This is a genomic window from Spiroplasma endosymbiont of Lariophagus distinguendus, assembly GCF_023846195.1.
Lineage (GTDB): Bacteria > Bacillota_I > Bacilli_A > Mycoplasmatales > VBWQ01 > Spiroplasma_E.
In genome coordinates this window covers 1-19,396 of sequence record NZ_JALMUW010000015.1, presented here as the reverse complement: position 1 = coordinate 19,396, position 19,396 = coordinate 1, and the positions used below count along the sequence as shown (strand labels likewise).

At 24.8% G+C, this 19,396-nt stretch carries 16 protein-coding genes and 1 tRNA gene; 8 read left to right on the top strand and 9 right to left on the bottom strand.

Annotation, left to right across the window (positions count from 1 at the left end; all coding sequences use genetic code 4):
* The first annotated feature begins 189 nt into the window (after positions 1-189).
* The 4 genes from M0D11_RS07425 (at position 190) to M0D11_RS07410 (ending at position 3,310) form a co-directional block, all read left to right on the top strand.
* The gene (locus M0D11_RS07425; RefSeq protein ID WP_252319735.1) at positions 190-438 is read left to right on the top strand and encodes a hypothetical protein; all 249 of its coding nucleotides are present in this window, start codon (positions 190-192) and stop codon (positions 436-438) included.
* Between the two features lie 135 nt (positions 439-573).
* Complete coding sequence (locus tag M0D11_RS07420) at positions 574-1,116, top strand: ribosome-recycling factor (protein WP_252319733.1); 543 nt, start codon at positions 574-576, stop codon at positions 1,114-1,116.
* Between the two features lie 34 nt (positions 1,117-1,150).
* The gene (locus M0D11_RS07415) at positions 1,151-2,164 is read left to right on the top strand and encodes a phosphatidate cytidylyltransferase (RefSeq protein WP_252319731.1); all 1,014 of its coding nucleotides are present in this window, start codon (positions 1,151-1,153) and stop codon (positions 2,162-2,164) included.
* Between the two features lie 24 nt (positions 2,165-2,188).
* A complete protein-coding gene (locus tag M0D11_RS07410; protein ID WP_252319729.1) occupies positions 2,189-3,310 on the top strand; it encodes a site-2 protease family protein in 1,122 nt (373 codons plus the stop codon).
* A gap of 169 nt (positions 3,311-3,479) precedes the next feature.
* Here the strand turns inward: M0D11_RS07410 and M0D11_RS07405 are convergent, their stop codons facing one another.
* The 6 genes from M0D11_RS07405 to M0D11_RS07380 all read right to left on the bottom strand — a co-directional run bounded on the left by M0D11_RS07405 (position 3,480) and on the right by M0D11_RS07380 (position 12,029).
* Complete coding sequence (locus M0D11_RS07405) at positions 3,480-4,319, bottom strand: class II fructose-bisphosphate aldolase (protein ID WP_252319727.1); 840 nt, start codon at positions 4,317-4,319, stop codon at positions 3,480-3,482.
* Between the two features lie 83 nt (positions 4,320-4,402).
* Entirely contained in the window at positions 4,403-5,212 is an 810-nt protein-coding gene (locus tag M0D11_RS07400; protein ID WP_252319725.1) for a Pr6Pr family membrane protein, read from the bottom strand.
* Positions 5,213-5,244: 32 nt separating this feature from the next.
* Positions 5,245-9,594 carry a PolC-type DNA polymerase III gene (locus tag M0D11_RS07395; RefSeq protein WP_252319723.1) on the bottom strand — a complete coding sequence of 1,450 codons (4,350 nt, stop codon included), beginning with the start codon at positions 9,592-9,594 and terminating at the stop codon, positions 5,245-5,247.
* Positions 9,595-9,827: 233 nt separating this feature from the next.
* On the bottom strand, positions 9,828-10,496 hold the full coding sequence (locus M0D11_RS07390; RefSeq protein ID WP_252319721.1) for a hypothetical protein: 669 nt from the start codon (positions 10,494-10,496) through the stop codon (positions 9,828-9,830).
* Between the two features lie 346 nt (positions 10,497-10,842).
* Positions 10,843-11,632 (bottom strand): IS5 family transposase gene (locus M0D11_RS07385; protein WP_368862531.1). Its coding sequence is split into 2 segments (ribosomal slippage): positions 10,843-11,365 and positions 11,364-11,632, totalling 792 coding nucleotides; the frame shifts between segments, so codons are not numbered across the junction.
* Between the two features lie 37 nt (positions 11,633-11,669).
* On the bottom strand, positions 11,670-12,029 hold the full coding sequence (locus M0D11_RS07380; protein WP_252319709.1) for a hypothetical protein: 360 nt from the start codon (positions 12,027-12,029) through the stop codon (positions 11,670-11,672).
* 282 nt (positions 12,030-12,311) lie between these two features.
* Here M0D11_RS07380 and M0D11_RS07375 point away from each other — a divergent pair.
* The 4 genes from M0D11_RS07375 to lon all read left to right on the top strand — a co-directional run bounded on the left by M0D11_RS07375 (position 12,312) and on the right by lon (position 17,156).
* A tRNA-Arg gene (locus M0D11_RS07375) sits at positions 12,312-12,387 on the top strand.
* Positions 12,388-12,423: 36 nt separating this feature from the next.
* Complete coding sequence (locus tag M0D11_RS07370) at positions 12,424-13,185, top strand: DUF3196 family protein (protein WP_252319707.1); 762 nt, start codon at positions 12,424-12,426, stop codon at positions 13,183-13,185.
* A gap of 15 nt (positions 13,186-13,200) precedes the next feature.
* Positions 13,201-14,511, top strand: a complete 1,311-nt coding sequence (gene tig, locus M0D11_RS07365) for a trigger factor (RefSeq protein ID WP_252319705.1) — start codon at positions 13,201-13,203, stop codon at positions 14,509-14,511.
* 260 nt (positions 14,512-14,771) lie between these two features.
* Positions 14,772-17,156, top strand: a complete 2,385-nt coding sequence (gene lon / locus M0D11_RS07360; protein ID WP_252319703.1) for an endopeptidase La — start codon at positions 14,772-14,774, stop codon at positions 17,154-17,156.
* A gap of 171 nt (positions 17,157-17,327) precedes the next feature.
* On the opposite strand, the gene M0D11_RS07355 is transcribed toward lon, so the two are convergent.
* The 3 genes from M0D11_RS07355 to M0D11_RS07345 all read right to left on the bottom strand — a co-directional run bounded on the left by M0D11_RS07355 (position 17,328) and on the right by M0D11_RS07345 (position 19,260).
* The gene (locus M0D11_RS07355; RefSeq protein ID WP_252318950.1) at positions 17,328-17,948 is read right to left on the bottom strand and encodes an IS1595 family transposase; all 621 of its coding nucleotides are present in this window, start codon (positions 17,946-17,948) and stop codon (positions 17,328-17,330) included.
* Between the two features lie 240 nt (positions 17,949-18,188).
* Positions 18,189-18,692 (bottom strand): hypothetical protein, encoded by a 504-nt coding sequence (locus M0D11_RS07350; protein WP_252319701.1) that lies wholly within the window; start codon positions 18,690-18,692, stop codon positions 18,189-18,191.
* A gap of 190 nt (positions 18,693-18,882) precedes the next feature.
* The gene (locus M0D11_RS07345; protein ID WP_252319699.1) at positions 18,883-19,260 is read right to left on the bottom strand and encodes a hypothetical protein; all 378 of its coding nucleotides are present in this window, start codon (positions 19,258-19,260) and stop codon (positions 18,883-18,885) included.
* Positions 19,261-19,396 lie beyond the last annotated feature (136 nt).

Genomic DNA, 19,396 nt, shown 5'->3' with positions numbered 1-19,396 from the left:
CATTATCATATTTTTTTGTTACTATTAATATAAATGAAAATTATTAATAATTAGACATTTGAAATTAATAGTAATTAAAGTGATAACATTTATAAGTTAAAAAACTAAACTTTAAGTGAGGACACAATTGTATATTTCAATTTTATTAAGTGATATTATTAATTATAAAAATTAAAGAAGGAGAAAAAAATGTTAAAAGCAGGAAGTATATTAATATTTATTGTTTTTATTTTAGAATCAATATTTATAATTCCTTTATTATGAACAATACCCGGTTTTATTTTATACAAAAAAGTAAGTAAAGGTGAAGCGACTACTGATCAAAAAATTGCTTTAGCAATATTAGGAATTATCTTTGGTGCTGCATTAGGTATTATTGGTGGTATTTTTATATTAGTTGATTTAAACAATGATGAAAATAAAATCCAAAGATATTAATAAAAAACATCATTAATTAATGATGTTTTTTATTTTTTTAAATAGTTTTCCATTGGTTTTAATAAAAATTATTATATAATTTTTATAGTTTGATTTAAAAACAACTTAAAATTATTAACTAGGAGGAAAACAAATATGGAAGTTATTATTTTAGAAGCCACAAATCTGATGAATGAAATAATTTTACGTTATAAAAATGAAATTAACAAAATTCGCACCGGAAGAGCTAATCCTAATATCTTAGAAGGAATTAATGTTAGATGTTATGGTGGTGTTGATAGTTTAAGTAATATTGCCCAAGTTAAAGTAGCAGAAGCACATCAATTATTAATTAAACCATATGATCGTAGTTTAATTAAAGACATTACAGAAGCTGTTACAAAAGCTGATTTGAAATTACAAATTAAAAGCGAAGCAGAGAATATACGTTTAATTTTCCCACAATTAACAGAAGACGTTCGTAAAACTTTAGTTAAAGATTTGAGTAAAAAAACTGAAGAATATAAAGTTAAAATCCGTAATTGTCGACGTGATGCTGTTCAAAATCTGAAAAAAATAAAATTACCAGAAGATCAAGAAAAGCATGCAGAAACTACAATTCAAGATTTAACTGATAGTAAAATTAAAGAACTTGTATTAATAGAAAACAATAAAAAAGCCGATTTAATGAAAATTTAGCAATAAAGCAATAAATAGTTAGGGGTTAAATATTGTGAAAAAAAAGATAATAAATAAAGAAAATATAAAATCTAAAGTTTCTTTTTTTGCAAAACTTAGTAATTTTTTTAGAACCTATCGAAATCGTATTCTTACAAGCTTTATGTTAATTGCTTGTGGTGTATTATGAATGTTTATTGGGGCAGTTTATTTAGAACCAATTTTTGGTAATAAACCACAGTGATCAGCCTATACATTTATGATAATTAATACTTTAATTTTTATTGGTTGTTTATGAGAAATTATTAATTTAAAAAAAGAATCAAATTGATCAATTGTACTTAAAATTTCTATAATTTTAACAGGAGTCATACTTTTATGAGTTCCGCTTGGTAAAGAAACTTTTGGTCCATATATTTATAATCATTATTGATTTGAAACTTGAATGACTTTATTAATTTTATTATTTTTCATTTGTATTTTTATTTTAATTGCTTGACGAAGTAAAAATTTTCAATTAAGTGATGTTATTTTTATTTTTACTTGAATTATTTATTTAGTGTTTGTTGTTAAAGCTGTTAATTTTTTAATGTTATCAGAAATTAAACTTTCAAAACTAGGATGACCAACATTATTGTTTTTATTCATTATTGTTATGTCTAATGATGTTGGTGCTTTTATTGGTGGTATAATTTATGGTAAAACAAAAATGGCACCAAGTGTATCACCAAATAAAACTTGAGAAGGTGCTATTACTGGTTTAATAACAGCAATTATTTTAAGTATGATAACAGTAACTGTTTTTTTAGAAACAAGTAATTATAATCCCTTACCTTTTTTAGAAGTTAATAGTAAAGCACCAATCTATATTGCTTATTTTGCTACTAGTTTTATTCTTTCAATTGCTAGTCAAATGGGTGATTTATTATTTTCTTATTTGAAACGTAATTATCATGTTAAGGATTTTTCAAATATTCTACCTGGACATGGAGGATTATTAGATCGTTTAGATTCATTTTCAACAGTAGTTATTTTTGGTTTTCTAATTACTCTAGCAGCTATTGCTTAATATATAAAATTTAAGGATGAAGTTATGTATATATTTTTAGCCATTTTAATTGGTTTATTTACAATATTATTTTTAATTACCTTGCATGAATTTGCTCATTTTGTAATTGCTAAATTATCAGGAGCATATGTATATGAATTTGCTATTGGTATGGGACCAAAACTTTTGCAGTGAGGTAAAAAAGAAACACGTTATACTTTAAGACTATTACCATTGGGTGGTTATGTTTCTATTGCTTCAGAAATTGCTGATGCTCCTAAAGGACGAGAAGATGAAGTAATTGATAGTAAACGAATGATGGAAAACTTGCAACGTGGTAAAAAAGCAGCTTTCATTAGTGCAGGTGCACTAATGAATTTATTATTAGCTTTTATTTTATTAATGATTGGATATGGAATTTATCCACATAAATATGATCCTAACTTGCCACCAACCTATGCAACAACAGGACCATTATATGAAGCTGTTCAAAAATATAATAAAGATAATCCAAGTTTACCAATTTTAGATACTGATGCTATTACTAGTATTTATAATACTGGTGATATTGAATCTAAACAATCAATTAAATCATATTATGATTTACAAACATGATTAAGTAAATATAATAAAAAGACTACTAATGGTACAGTTATTGCTGATTACAAAATTACTTTTGATAATAAAGACGATAAAACTGTTACTTTTAAACCTGTAGAACAAAAAGGGGTGCTATTCATTGGTGTTAGTCAAGGTAGTTATTATTTAAATGCAGGGCAAGTTATTAGTAATGGTATCATTGATACTTTTAAAGATAGTTACAGTCTTTTACAAGCATTAGGACAATTAGTTACTTTTCATTGACAAAATTTATCAGGACCTGTTGGTATTGTTAAATCAACTAATAGTTTTTTAAATCCTGATTTATCATCAACACAAGCAGCAAGTACATATTTTCGTTGAGCAGCATTATTATCATCTAATTTATTTTTATTAAATATGTTACCAATTCCGCCATTGGATGGTTATAAATTTGTTGAAAATGCAGTTGAAGCGGTAACAAGAAAAAAATTAAATGAAAAATATAAAATTATTGTCAGTATTGCTGGAGCTATATTATTTTTAGTTATCTTTATTGCTATTACTATTAAAGATATATTTTTTTAATCTTTACTTTATAATAAAATCCTATTATAAATAGGATAATAAATTTGAATGAAAAAGTTTTGAGCAATTTTCTTAATTATTTATATTTTAAAAAAATAAAATAGTAACTATTTTAAGTGAACAATATTGTTCACTTTTTATTTTGAAATAAAATCTATAAGTATAAAAACTAAAATTTATATCGATTATTTGCTCCTAAGAGAATTATTTTTTCTTCAACAAATTTCTGAATAGCTATCATTGCATTTTCTATTAAGGTATTAATATTAGATAAATTATAGTTAGTTTGCAAACTTTTTTTTAGACTTTCAACATAAATCTTTCTTAAATCACTGCTAATATTAACTTTAGTAATACCAGCTTTAATTGCTAGAGCTAATTGTTCATTATTAATAGTAACATTATCATGTAATACTAAAAAAATTTCAGGCATTTTAATAGCAATTTCTTTAATTAGAGAAATTTTTAAATCTTGTCTATTATCTTGATGATGACTATTGATAGCAGTAAATACAAGACCATTAATATTAGTTTTATTTCTAAATAATATTGCTTGTTCAATTAAATTAATATCATTAGTAATATCTCCTTTTGTATTATTGTAAAAAATCTCTGATTCAACAACAATACCCAAAGGAGCAGCAAAATGAACAATATCTTTAGTTTTTTCAATATTTTCTTTAATTGGATAGTTGCTGTAATTTAACATAACTGAACTAAAATCAGATGTAATTTTAGTTTTAATAAAGTGTGGATCAAGACAGTGGTCTAGTTGTAAAAAAATTGGTACTTTTGCACGATTAATAACATTGTTAGTAATAGCAAGTACATATTTTAAATCAATACAATTAATAGTGTTAGGTGTTATCATTAAACATATTGGTGCTTTTTGTTTTTCGGCTGCATTAGTAATTGCAATTAACATTTCTAAATTATCAAAGTTAAAACTTGGGATTGCGTATTTGTTAATTTGTGCATGTTTTAACATTGTTTTCAAGTTAATTTTCAATTACAATCACCTAACTTTTCTTTTTTATTTAATTATATCAATAATATTTATCATGTAAGGAATATAAGATATGTTTTAAATTTTTAATTTTTTCTTTTCTTTTTAATTTTGCTTTTCTTTTTTTTATTAAGTTGACGTAATATTTTTTGATAAAAATCATATAAACGATGTTCAGAAGTTTGATAACGTTTGAACATTAAGTTATTAATTCAAATATAAAAATATTGTAAACTGAAAACTAAACCAAAAACAACGGCACTAGCAGCGATTAATCATCCATATTCACCATTTGAATAATCAAAGAAAAAATATGGATATCATGTATCTCTTGGTGGATGACCAGTTTCTATAAAATCTAAATAACGTAAATGACCTCTAATTAGAATAACAATACAATAAATTGCTGGATAAATAACAATTAATCATAAATATATTTTATGTTGTTGTTTCATATTAATATATTGATGACCTGATGTAACAATAAAGCTAGTAATCATAATTATTGGCATTAATAAGTGTAAAATTAATGTTGCAATTCAATTATAAGCACTGTATTGTTTTGGATCTTGCTCAGCAGTAAAAATACCTATTCAAAATACTAACATCGTAATAGTAATATAAACAGTTACTGCTAATCGAGTTTGAAAACTTGGTTTAGTACCACGAAAATAAGAATCAAATAAATAAACACAAAAATAAATAACAACCATATAATTACTCTCAGTAGTAAAAAAAGCATAGTAGTTACTTACTCGTTCACCATATCCTAAATCTTCAAATTTTTCCATTGGATAATATATTGCACTAATTAAATCAATAATTAAAAATAAAATTATCATTATTAATGCAGATAAACGTATATAAAAGTTGGCTTTGTTACTTAATTTATACATAATAATCCCACATCTTTTCTTTTTTCTTTGTATTATAATTCTAACATTAATTGTGTATTTTCTTCTAAATGTTCTAATACTCCTAACTCATTTAATAGTTGATAATTAGTTTTAGTAATATTAGTTCGTAGTTGTAAATCATTTTTTGAAGTAATTGCTTGTTCACTCCTTGCTTTAACAATTGAATTAGCCACAATTTCACCCAATCCATCTAAAGTAATAAAAGGTGGTAGAATTTGTTTTTCACCATTTATTATTTTAACTTGAAAAAGTTTAGCATCAGAATGTTCTAAACTAATATTGCTAAATTTAATATTTCTAGCATTCATTTCTAATGCTACTTCTAATAATGGGATTAAATCTTTTTCTTTAGTAGTAACTGTATTTTTTTGACCATCATTTTTTCTTAATCTGTTATTAATATCTTTTAATTTATTAGTAATAGCACCAATGCCTTGTAACATAGTTTTAATATCAAAAATTTCACATCTTGTTGTAAAATAAGTAGCATAATATTCATGCGGATAATAAACTTTAAATCAAGCTACTCTTCATGCCATTAATACATAAGCAGTAGCGTGTGCTTTAGGAAACATATATTTAATTTTTTTGCAAGATTGAATGTATCAATTAGGAACTTTCTTTTCTTGCATTAACTTTTCATATTCTTGTTTAATGCCTTTTCCTTTACGGACATCTTCCATAATGTTAAAGGCAATTTTTGCTGGTAAGCCTTGATATACTAAATAAGTCATAATATCATCACGACAACCAATTACATCTTTTAGTTTTAAACCTTGTTGTGAAATTAATTCATCAGCATTATTTAATCAAACATCAGTACCATGTGATAAACCAGATATTTGTACTAATTCAGAAAATGAAGTAGGTAATGTATCACTTAACATTTTACGAACAAAACCAGTACCAAATTCAGGGATACCAATTGCTCCTGTTTTTTCGCCAAGTAAATCATCACTAGTAATATTTAAGGCACTTAAATTAGAAAATAATGATAAAACTTTTTCATCTTGATTAGGAATAGTTTTTGGATCAATACCACTTAAATTTTCTAACATTTTTAATGCTGTTGGATCAACGTGACCTAGAATATCTAATTTTAATAAATTATCATGAATAGCATTAAAATCAAAGTGGGTAGTTTTTCATGTAGAACTAGTATCATCAGCTGGAAAATTAATTGGTGTAAAATCGTTAATATTATATTCTTTTGGTACAACAATAATACCACCAGGATGTTGACCAGTTGTTCTTTTAATACCAACACATCCTTGACTTAGTAACTCTAGTTTTGCTGCACGCATATCTGATTGACCAATTTTTTCTGCATAAGCTTTAACATAACCATAAGCTGTTTTATTGGCAATTGTTGAAATTGTTCCAGCACGAAAAACATTTTCTTCACCAAACATTTCTTTAGTAAAATCATGAGCTTTATTTTGATATTCACCAGAAAAGTTTAAATCAATATCAGGTGTTTTATCACCATCAAATCCTAAGAATGTTTCAAAAGGAATATCATGACCATCAGTAATTAAATCAATATTGCATTGTGAACATATTTTTTTTGGTAAATCATAACCACACTTATAAGAACCATTACTAATAAATTCACTAGTTTTACATTGTGGGCATAAATAGTGTGGTTGTAGTGGGTTAACCTCAGTAATATTAGCAAAAGTAGCTACTAAAGATGAACCAACTGAGCCACGACTACCAACAAGATAACCATCTTGTAAAGATTTTTCTACTAATTTGTGTGCAATTCAATAAACAACAGCAAAACCATGAGTAATAATTGCATCTAATTCGCGAGTTAAACGTTTTTCTACATATGTTGGTAATGGATTACCGTAACGATTTCATGCTTGTTCATAACAAAGATTACGTAATTTAGTATCAACATTAACAATACTTGGTGTAAATAAGCCATCTTTAATTGGTTTAACCATTTCAAATTGTTTTGCTAATTGCAAAGGATTATTAATAACAATATCATTAATTAAATTAGGGTCATCTAAAAAGTTAAATTCTGTTAACATTTGATTAGTAGTTCTTAAATGTTGATCGGGATATGATGTAACTTTACCTTTACGATCAAATAATGGGTGTAACAAACCACCAATTGCTTTACTATTAATAATAACATCACGATACATTTTTTCATGGGGATGTAAATAGTGGGCATCGCTAGTAGCAATTACTAATTTATTTAATTTAAGAGCATTATTAATAATTTTTTTAATAGTATCATGTAATTGTTCTTTAGTAATATTTCCTAATTGTATTAAGTGTTTATAAACAGCAGGTGGTTGGATTTCAATAAAATCAAATCATTTCATTATTTTAATTAGTTCTTCTTCACTTTTATTTAATGCTGTTTCAAAAACAGCACCATTTATACAACTACTACCAATTAATAATTCTTTTCTATTTTCATTAATTGCTTCTGATATGATTTTTGGTGTTTTATAAAAATACTTTGTATGAGATAGTGAAACTAATTGATATAAATCTTTTAATCCTAATTGATTTTTTGCAAAAATAGTAATATGTTCACCACGAAGTTTAAAATTAATTTGTTCATTAATTAAGTTATTAATTTCTTGTAAATTAATACAATTAAATTCTATTTTTAATTGTTGTAACATTTTTAAAAATACTTGTGCTAATACATTAGCATCATAATCAGCACGGTGGGCAATTTCATCATCATATTTAATGCCATAAGTACGACAAATAGTACCTAATCGATAATATTTTAGTTGTGGTAGAATTGCTCTAGATAATTGCAAAGTATCAATGACAGGATTATTTAAAGGCATAAAACCCAATTGTTTCATTGCTGCTTGTAAAAAATCAAAGTCAAAGTTAGCATTATGAGCAACTATTGTTTTATTGCCAATTATTTCAATAATTGTTGGCAATATTTGTTGTAATGTTTGTTTATCTTTTAACATAACATTGGTAATACTAGTAAGTTCAGTAATATGTTCAGGTACGGGATTATTCGGTTTAATTAAAATTGTATCTTGTTTTAAAATCATATTGTCTTTAACAATTGTATAACCAAATTCAATAATTTCGTGGTAATTGGTTGATAAACCAGTTGTTTCTAAGTCAAGAACAATGTATTCTAAATCTAATAATGGTGTATTAATATTATTTTTAGTAATACTAATATTATTGGGGATTAAATCCATTTCAACACCATACATTACTTTTAAGTTTGGATGTTTTTTAGCGGCATTAGCAATATCTGGGTATGCTTGTACATTTAAGTGATCAGTAAAACCAATTGCTTGGTGTCCTCATTTAGCTACTTGATTAATATAATCACTTGCTGAAGTAATACCATCCATAGCACTCATTTTAGTATGAGTATGAAATTCAATTCTTTTAGTTTTAGCATCATCATTATTGTTAGTATTTTTATTATTTAAATCAATAATTAAATCATCAATTCATAGTACTTGTTCTTTACTATAATTATCATAACGACTATTAGCATTAATTTTTATTCAATCATCAACTTTAATATTATCAAATTTCTCATCTGGTTGATCGCTATTAATAAATGCTTTGCAAGTAATTGCATCACTATAATCAGTAATTCAAAATGAATAAAATCATTTTTGAGTTTTAGTTAAAAATTTATTAATTTTAAAAACTTTACCACTAATAATAATATTGGGTTCATCGCCAATGATATCTTTAATGCTATGAGTTGGGTCTGTTATTTCTAAATTAACTTTTGCTTTTTTGCGATAAGTAGTTGTATTAAAATTTTTACTTATATTGTTGTTAGGAATTTTAGTTTTTAAATTGTTAGTAATTTTGCTAATTTCTGCTTTAGATTCATTTTCATAACTAATAAATGGTTGCTCTGCTTTATTTATTTTAGTTTTTAATTGAATTTTTTTAAAACCATATTGTTGAAAGTAGTTAATAAATTGTAAAAATTCATTAGTTATTAATTTTTCTTCAATACTATTATGAATAGTAATGGTAATAATATTATTTTTATAATTAATTGCTGAGTCGGGTAAAGAATAATAAATGCCAGCTAATAGTTGCAATTTATGAGTTTTAATATAATGAAAATATGTTAATACAGTTGATTCATCAGCAGTAAGGGAAACATTAAAATCGACACTAATATTCGAAACAGGTAATTTTTCAAAATGTTGTTCAAAACTTTTTAAAGTAGTAGTTGTTAGAAAATTAGGTAAGTTGATGGTAATTATTACTTGTTGATTATGATGAAAATATTGTACTTTTTTAATAGTAGCATGATTAAATTCATTATTAACATCATTAAAATCCATTTCATGGAAAAGTTTTTGCAAATCTTGATTCATATATTTTTCCCTCTCTTAATACTAAATAATTGACAATAATAACTATATTTTAATTAAAATATATTAAATCATTATTCTAATGTTTAATCAAATTTCATATTTTAATTATAACTTAATTAAAATTCTTATTCTTATTCTTATATAAAAAAAGTATGAAATTTTAGTTATAAAAAATAAAAACAAAATAATTTAATTGCAATAAAAAGTAATGCCTAATATTTAGGCATTACTTTTTATCATGAAGGTATTATTGGATTATTTGTTTTAGGTAATGATTCGGTTTCAAAAATAGCATTTATATTATTCACATTAAAATTTGAATTTAATTGTTGATTTCTTGTTTGTATAGATGGTTTATTAAAAGCTTTTTTTTGTTCTTTTGTAAAAACTTGTATTTGTTCTTTGGTAAATGCTGCCTTTTGATTAGAAGTAAATCATTCTAATTGTTTTGGAGTTAATGATTCAATTTGAAATTTAAATTCATAAAAATCATATTCTATTGTTAATTGATTATTAATTGTTTTTAATGCTTTTCTTATTCCTTTTTCTAGTAGCGAAAACTTATTATAACTGAAATTTTTTATTTGTTCTGTTGTAAATGCTTGAATTTGTTTTGTTGTAAGTGCTTTCATTTGTTTTTTTGAAAAAGCATAAAGCAGTAAATTATTTTTTGTAAATAAGGGAATTAAGTTGGTGTTAATTGTTGAAACTTGATATGGACTTAATAGTTGCAATAATTGTCTTCAAATTGGTAACCCATTATTATCATTTGCTTTAATGATACTTAAAATAAATTTATCAATTTCTTGTTTATTGACAGTGTTTGTAAATGATTGTATTTGTGTTTTAGTAAGCTCTTTAAGTTCTGCTTTGCTAAATAATATTTGATTTTTTGTAAGCATATCTTTTAATCTTTGTCCTTTTCATTTAAATTTAATTTAATAAAAATCCTAATATAGAAATTATTTCTATATTAGGTATGAACATTTATTAAATTATAAAGTAATTATAATATAAATTAATTATTTTTGTTATATTATACATTTTATGAATTATAATTTAATATTTTTTAAATGAATATGTAATTTGTTTTCTTTTTAGACAGAAGTTACTGTTAAACTTCTGGTTCTCATAACTGGTTCTTTTGATGAATTTGCTAGTTCATTAGATACTTTAATGTAATCAGGAGTAATATTTGCTTTTGATACTCTTTTTGTAAAAACAAAACCACTTAATCTTAGAACCTGTTTAGGATCTTTTTAATAAAATTGAAATAAAGGAAAGAACAACCATTTGTAAGCTAGTATTTAATTTTCTTTCACAATTTTTTCATAATCTTCTGCATTTTTCTAATCATGCAAAACTTCGTTCTACAACTCATCTTTTTGGCAATAATACAAAAGAATGTAATTCATTACGTTTGATAACTTCAACATTTGCATTTATGATTGTTTTGATTTTAAAAGCAAATTTTTCACCAGTATAACCAGCATCTACTAGTATTTTTTGAACTTTAGATAAATTTTCTTTTTCATTTTCAATCATTATTATAGCACTGTTACGATCTGTTTTTTCTGCTGTGGTTATGTAAATTGCATGTGGTAAGCCTTGAGAATCAACAGCAATATGACGCTTTATTCCTGAAATTTTTTTACCAGCATCATAACCTTTATTTTTAGCAGTATCTGTGTTCTTAACACTTTGTGAATCAATTATACAAAAACTAGTTTGTTCTTTTCTACCATTATTGATACGAACTTTTCTAACTAATTTTTTTTAAAATTACTTGTCAAGTGCTAGGTTCTTTATCACTATTTTTACTTCAAATTTGAAAATAATAATATACAGTTTGTCATTTTGGAAAATTTTTTGGTAACATTCTTCATTGACATCCACTTTTTAATACATATAAAACTGCACAAAATACTTCATATAAATCTAAATTTCTTGGTTTTGTTTTCTTTTTGCTATTTTCTAAAATTGATCTTATGTTCTCAAATTGTTCTTTAGTAACATGACTTGGATAATTTTTATGCATATATACCCCTTATCTTAAAATATATAGTCATTTTACGTTATTTTATAAAAGATTCCAAACAGGTTCTTAAAAATTCGTTAAATCGTGATTCTTTAATGTCATTAGGATTAACATTTTCTTTTGATACTCTTACTGTGGGGATAGTAGGATTTGTTCTTAAAAATTTGTTAATTCTTGATTCTTTTCTTCCAAAATTTGTAGTAGTAGCCATTCCACTAGCTATTAAAGTTGTACCAACAGCAATTCCACCAATAGCAGCTGGTAATAATAAAGCACCACCAGTCATAGGTGCTGCAGCAATACAAGCTGCTGTTATTCCTGCAGTTGTTGTTAATGTTCCTGTAGTTATTGTGACACCAGCAATTACTTTTCTTTTTGTACTTATTTCACTAGACATAATATTTTTTTCCTTTTCTTTTTCAATATTTAATTTAATAAAAATCCTAATATAGAAATAATTTCTATATTAGGAATGAACAATTATTAAATTACAAAAATTATTATAATATAAAAAAATGAAAATATTTTATTTTTTTTAAAAAAATTATTGCTTAAAAGTACATAATGAAATATCAAAATAATATTAAATATAATAATATTATTTTTTTATTGAAAAGTAACCAATTAATAATTGCATTTTTTAATCAAACAAGTTAAGATTACTTATGGTAAATGTTATGCCCACGTAGCTCAGTGGATAGAGCACCGCCCTTCTAAGGCGGGGGTCAGAAGTTCGAATCTTCTCGTGGGCGCCATTAAATTTTAAAATACTAAGAAGGTTTAACTAAATAATGATAAATCATGACAATTATTATCAAGACATTATTGGTAAAATTAACCACCTCATTAGTGAAAATAAATGAGATCAAGCAATGAAGTTGGTCAAACATGAATTAGAGATGCCTTATATTCCTATTCATCATGAAATTACATTACAAGAGTTACATCATAATATTACTACTCATATTAGATTAAATAGTAAAAATGAAAGTCATGAGTGAAATTTAGAGAGAATAAGTCGTGTATTAATGAATCCATTTGATGAAGATCTTCATCCGGTGGCATTTTATTATTTACAAAGTCATAATGCTAGGTTAATTTTGCCAACAATTAAGATTTATCTTACAAATAAAAATATAAATAATATAAATAAAACACAACTATTATTTATATTAAATAATCAAGGTATTGATGAAGAAATAGAAGTAATAAAAGGTCATGATACATTTAAAATTAATCCAAAAAAAATAACACAATGACAGGAATCACTCGTTTATTTAAAAATTACAAAAATATTTGAAGATGAAGTTCATATTGATAATCCAGGTATTTATGGTATTTGCTTGTTTTTATTGGATAGTTATTTTGAGAATTTGTTTCCAACATTACCTAATAAAAATCAAGCAGCAGCATTAGCAGCTGCTTTGTATATTCGTGCTTGTAGTTTCCAGTTTATTAGTGTAAAATTAGTAGAAAGTGCTAAAAAATTTAAAACTACTACTACTTTAATAAAAAAATACTTAAGTATTATGATTCAACAACAAATTACATAAGGAGAGATTTGAAAAATGACATTAAATATTATAAAAGATGAAAAAAATGGTCTTGGAAAATGACATGTTACCATTGATACTAAAACTTGAAAAGATCAATTGGCAAAAGCTGAAAATAAATTGATTGCACAAGTAGAAATTCCTGGATTTCGTAAAGGAAAAGTTCCTACTAAAATGGCTAAAAAACATGTAACTGAAGAACAAACTTTACAAACAGCAACTAAAGCAGTTATTACTATTGCTTATGATTTTGCCTTAAAACAAAAACCTAACTTAGTGCCTACTAATCAACCCGAAGTTAATGTGGAAAAATCTACTATTAAAGAGTGTGAAATAATGTTTGTATTTGATTTACCAGCAGAAATTACTATTGGTAAATATCGTGGTATTGATATAGTAAAACCTGTAGCAACTGTTAATCAAGAAGAAATTGATACTCAAATTAAACTATTACAAGATCGTTTTGCTATTTTTAATCCAAAAGAAAAAGGAAAATTAGAAAAAGATGATACTGCAGTTTTTAATTTCACTGGTTTTTTAGACGGTAAAAAATTCCCTGACGGTGAAGCTAAAAACATGGAATTAGAAATTGGTTCTGGTAAATTTATTCCTGGTTTTGAAGAAGGAATGATCGGTATGGAACCTAAATCTAAAAAAACTATTGAAGTAACTTTCCCAGAAGATTATCATGTTCCAAATTTAAAAGGTCAATTAGTACAATTTGAAATTGAATTAAACGAAATAAAAACAAAAGTTATTAATGAAGATTTAGAAGAATTAGTAAAAGATGTTAACATTCCAGATGTTACTACTACTGAACAATTATTAGAAAATATTAAAAAACAAATTGAAGTACAAAAAACAATGACAATTAAGGAACAATTTATGGAAGAACTTATTGCTAAAATTGTTAAAGATTCAAAAATAATAATTCCAAGTTTTGCTGTTAAAAATGAAACTGAACGTTTAGAAAATGAATTTAAAAAACAATTAGCTAATCAAAACTTTACAATTGAAAACTATATGGCAGCAACTGGTTTATCTCATGAAGAAATTATTAATGAAATAAAAAAGGATGCAATTATGCAACTTCAGAATTTTTTAGTTATTGAAGAAATTATTAAACAAGAAAAAATAGAAATTACCGAAGAAGAAGTTCAAAAACAATTAACAACATTTGCCGACCAATTTAAAATAAGCATTGAAGAAGTTAAAGCAAATATTAAAGATTTAAGTTTAGTTACTACTACCCTAAAACGTAATAAAGCCTTTGATTTATTATGAGAAAGTAACGGTAAAAACCAAAAGCAAACAACAAGTGCTTAATTTAATTTGATAATTATTATATAACCTAATTACCAATTTAATAATTAGGTTATTTTATCGTTTATTTTTTTCAAAAAGTAAAAATTATCAAAAAAAAAATAAATGTAATAAAATACTACTAGTATAAATTAAATATGAATTAATAAGTGCTGCTGTAATAGTATAGTATAAATCAAAAATTAGATATTTTAGCAATTAACTATTGCAAGTGCTAATGTTTTATATTATAATCCAGTTAATACATTATTTGAGGTGAGACAATGAAGATAAAAAATATTACTAATATTCCAGTACTAGTAACAAGAGGAAGTTTTGTTTTCCCAACAGTTGAAATAGAACTAGAAGTTGGCAGACATAAATCAGTAGCGGCAATTAATGAATCGGTAGCTAAGTTTAATTCAGAAATTATTTTAGTTTCGCAAAAGGATCCGAAAGTAGATAATCCGCAATTAAGTGAAGTCTACAATCATGGTACTTTGTGTAAAGTGCAAATTCAAAAAAGTCATAATGATGGTACACTTACCGTATCTTTTTATGGACAACAAAGAGTTAAAGTTTCTAAGTTTTATGATGATAAATTTTATACAGGAGATGCTGAAACTTTAGTTAGTCCTAATGTTTCAAAATCATTAGAAGAAGAGTTAATTCAAAGAATTGTAAATAATTTACAACAGATTTTAGATGTTCATGGTTCAATTCCACAAGGTGTAATTAGTCAAATCACCGATGGAATGAAAGCTAGTGAAATTATTGATAAAATGGCTCAATTTTTACCATTTTTAACTATTAATAAACGCCAAGAAATTTTACAAGAAACTGATATTAATAAACGTTTAGATTTATTATTGAAAGATGTTGGTGGTCAAAAACAAGTTGGTGCCATTGAAAAGGATTTAACGGCTAAAATTAAAGATCGTATTGATGAACAACAACGTGAATATTATTTACGAGAAAGATTGCGTGCTATTAAAGAAGAATTAGGCGAAATTGATGGTAAGTCTAATGAAATGAAACGTTATTTAGAACGCTTAGAAACAGAAGAGTTTCCTGAAGCAATCAAAACGCGTGTTAAAGAAGAAATTAGTCGTTATGAAGATATGCCGCAAGCTTCAAGTGAATCAAATATAATTCGTACATACATTGATTGAATGATGACTTTACCTTGATTTCAAAAAAGTGAAGAAAAATTTGATTTAATTAATGCAAAAAAAATTCTTGATAAATATCACTATGGTTTAGAAAAAGTTAAAGAAAGAATTATTGAATATCTTGCTGTTAAAAAAATGGCTAAGGCAATGCCAGCACAAATTATTTGTTTAGTTGGCCCTCCTGGTGTTGGTAAGACTTCTTTAGCTAAATCAATTGCTGAAGCGATGGGGCGTACTTTCGTTAAAGTTTCACTTGGTGGAGTTAAAGATGAATCTGAAATTCGTGGTCATCGTAAAACTTATATTGGTGCGATGCCAGGAAGAATTATCCAAGGTATGAAACGTGCTAAAGTTATTAATCCATTATTTTTATTAGATGAAATTGATAAAATGTCATCTGATTATCGTGGTGATCCAGCTAGTGCTATGTTAGAAGTATTAGATCCTGAACAAAATGCTAATTTTTCAGATCATTATATTGAAGAAAATTATGATTTATCACAAGTTATGTTTCTAGCAACAGCTAATTATATGGAAGGTATCCCTGAACCATTAAAAGATCGAATGGAAATTATTGAACTTTCTTCATATACAGAATTAGAAAAACTTGAAATTGCAAAAAAATATTTAATTCCTCGTGTTATTGAAATTACTGGTTTAAATAATAAAATGTTAAAATTTAAACCAAATTCAATTGAAGAAATAATTAAATATTATACAAGAGAATCAGGTGTTCGACAGTTAGAAAGATTATTAAATAAAATTGCTCGTAAATTTATTGTTAAACTTTTAAATAAAAAAATTAGTACTGAAGAAATTGTTGCTGATAATGTTAAAGATTATTTAGGAAAACAAATTTTCGATTATACTAAAAAAGAAAATGAATCACAAATTGGAGTGGTAACTGGTCTTGCTTATACTCAATATGGTGGTGATATCTTACCAATTGAAGTAAACTACTTTAAAGGAAAAGGTAATTTGGTATTAACTGGTAAATTAGGTGAGGTCATGAAAGAATCTGCTACTATTGCTTTAGATTATATTAAAGCAAATGCTATTACTTTCAATATTCCTGATACTTTCTTTGCAGAACATGATATTCATATCCATGTTCCTGAAGGAGCAGTGCCAAAGGATGGTCCAAGTGCTGGTATTACTTTAACAACTGCAATTATTTCTGCTCTGACAAGTAGACCTGTATCAAAAGATATTGGTATGACAGGTGAAATTACACTTCGTGGTCATGTATTACCAATTGGTGGATTAAAAGAAAAATCAATTTCTGCTCATCGTAGTGGACTAAAAACAATTTTAATTCCAAAAGCTAATATAAAAGACTTAGAAGATATTCCAGAAGAAGTAAAGAAAAAATTAAATATTGTTTCAGTTGAATTTTATTCTGAAGTATATGATTTTATTTTTAATAAACATAAAGCAAAAATTCACTCACCTATTAATAATATTAAACCAACTTCAAGTATTATTGATGAAGGTTAAAATCTAATTAAATTATTAATAACTATAACTTTAAAAAAAGTAAATACTAAAAACAAGTATTTACTTTTTTTATATAAATTTTTTTATGGCTTTTCTCCCTTTATGTACTATTTTTAAATTTTATCACATAAATGCTGAGAAAAGCCTATCTACGGACTTCTCCCCACATTTTTAAATCAAACATAGCATTACAATTTCAAAACTAGGTATCTTATTGAATTTATATGCAGCTTCTTTTGCATATAAATGAACATGATGTTTTGCAACTTTGATATGTGTTTTAAATGTTCTTCTTATATGTTTTCAAACTGATTCAATTTGGTTGGTATTTACACCAGTTTTTGAAACATAGCTATCTTGATGATTGACTGTTTCATGCTTAGTGAAAACCGATTTAAAATCGCAATATCCTTTTCAAAAATCAGTATGTACATGACACTTTGAAGAAATGTGGTTTCTTGCAAACTGCAAAAGATTTTTACTTTTTGCATTTTTCAATACTTTCACAATTAATTTATTGGTTGTTTTTTCATAAATACCAACAATCAAGGTTTTATTCACCAAGGATCTTCCTTGTTTTTTAAAACCCATATGTGAAAGATACATTTCATCCATTTGCACTATGCCCTCAACAATAAATTGTGATTCTTGTTTGGCAATACAAGTTCTGATTTTATGACCCATTCTTCAAGCAGTTTTCAAAGTTACCCCCAATTCTTTTGCAACATCAGTTGATGGAATTCCATGTTTGGTGTTTATTCATCTAAAGATGAGATAAAACCAAGATTTCAAAGGTATTTGTGACTTGTAAAAAATGGTGCCATGAAGAATACTAAATGTTTGATGACATTTCAAACATCTTATTCTTCTTAAATCAGAAGTATTCAAATTTGTTCAATAACACCTGATACATTTATTTTCCTTCAAACTTACTATATATTTCAAACAATCTTGTTCTGTTTGAAAAGTATTGTTGAACTCATTCAATTTCATTGTTTCCTCCACAAGTACATGTGGGGAGAAGTCCGTTTTTTATATTTGTGATAAATTTGATTTACTTTTATTTGTTACAGAAAAATTAATTTCTGAATTTACATTATTAATTATATTTTTTTTGTTAATTCGTAATATTAGTTCATTTATTTTTACTAAATTTTGTTGTTTAATTTCTTTGATTTTTGTTAAAATAGTTATTTTTGTTTCTATTTTTTTATTTCAATTAAATAATCCAATAGTAAGTACTTTTATTATTTTATTTATTTTTTTATTTATTTTTTTATTATTTAATTTTTTTGATAGGTTATTTATTGAATTTATAAAATTATTTTCTAATTTTTTTAAAGATTCTAAAGTTTTTATTTTTTTATTTAAAAATTGATGATGATTTTGAGTATTTTTTTTATTATTTTGTCAAAAGTCAAAAATATCATTGTAATCTTTACTATAAGTTTCAATTGGAAAATGTAAATAAAGATTAATAATATGATAATTATCTGCTATAAAGTTAACTTCTCTTTCTAAATCATTAATATCCATTTTTTAATGTCTCCTCTTTTAAAAAATAAAAAACCCTTTACTTTTAAAATAAAGTAATGGGTTAAAACTTTGATCAAGTTTGTTTTTATATTATATATTATTTTAATTTTATAATTCAAAAATTAAATTATAAATAATAAAAGTGTTGTTATTAATAATTATTTAAATTTTTATATAAAAATATTTAAAATTAGAAAATTGTGCATGGTGGACAACATTTTTTACCATATTGCATATTAATTAATTCTTCTGAATTTATACTATTTATATCATCATTAGTTATTAGAAAAGTACTATCTTTTAAATATTGATCTTCATTATTTAACTGTTGGATGTTAAAATTAAATTCTAGATTTCCATTTTCAATTTCATCTAAATCTTCTTCATAATCTACTAATAATTTTTGTTTTAAGTTAATAATTTTTTCATTGATTAAAGCAATTTCTTTTAATACCTTTTCTTTATTATTAAGACTAAAATTTTTGTTAAATGGATTCAAACTTTTTTCTAATTCTTTTTTCTCTTTTTTTAATTTTTTTATTTCTTTTTTTTGTGCATTTTTTTTCATAATTTTCTCCTTTTTTAAAAATAAAAACTCATTTACTTTTTATGAAAATAATGAGTAAAAACCTAATGAAGTTTACATTATATTATATAATATTTTAATTTTTATATCTTAAAAAACAAGTAATATTTATGTAGTG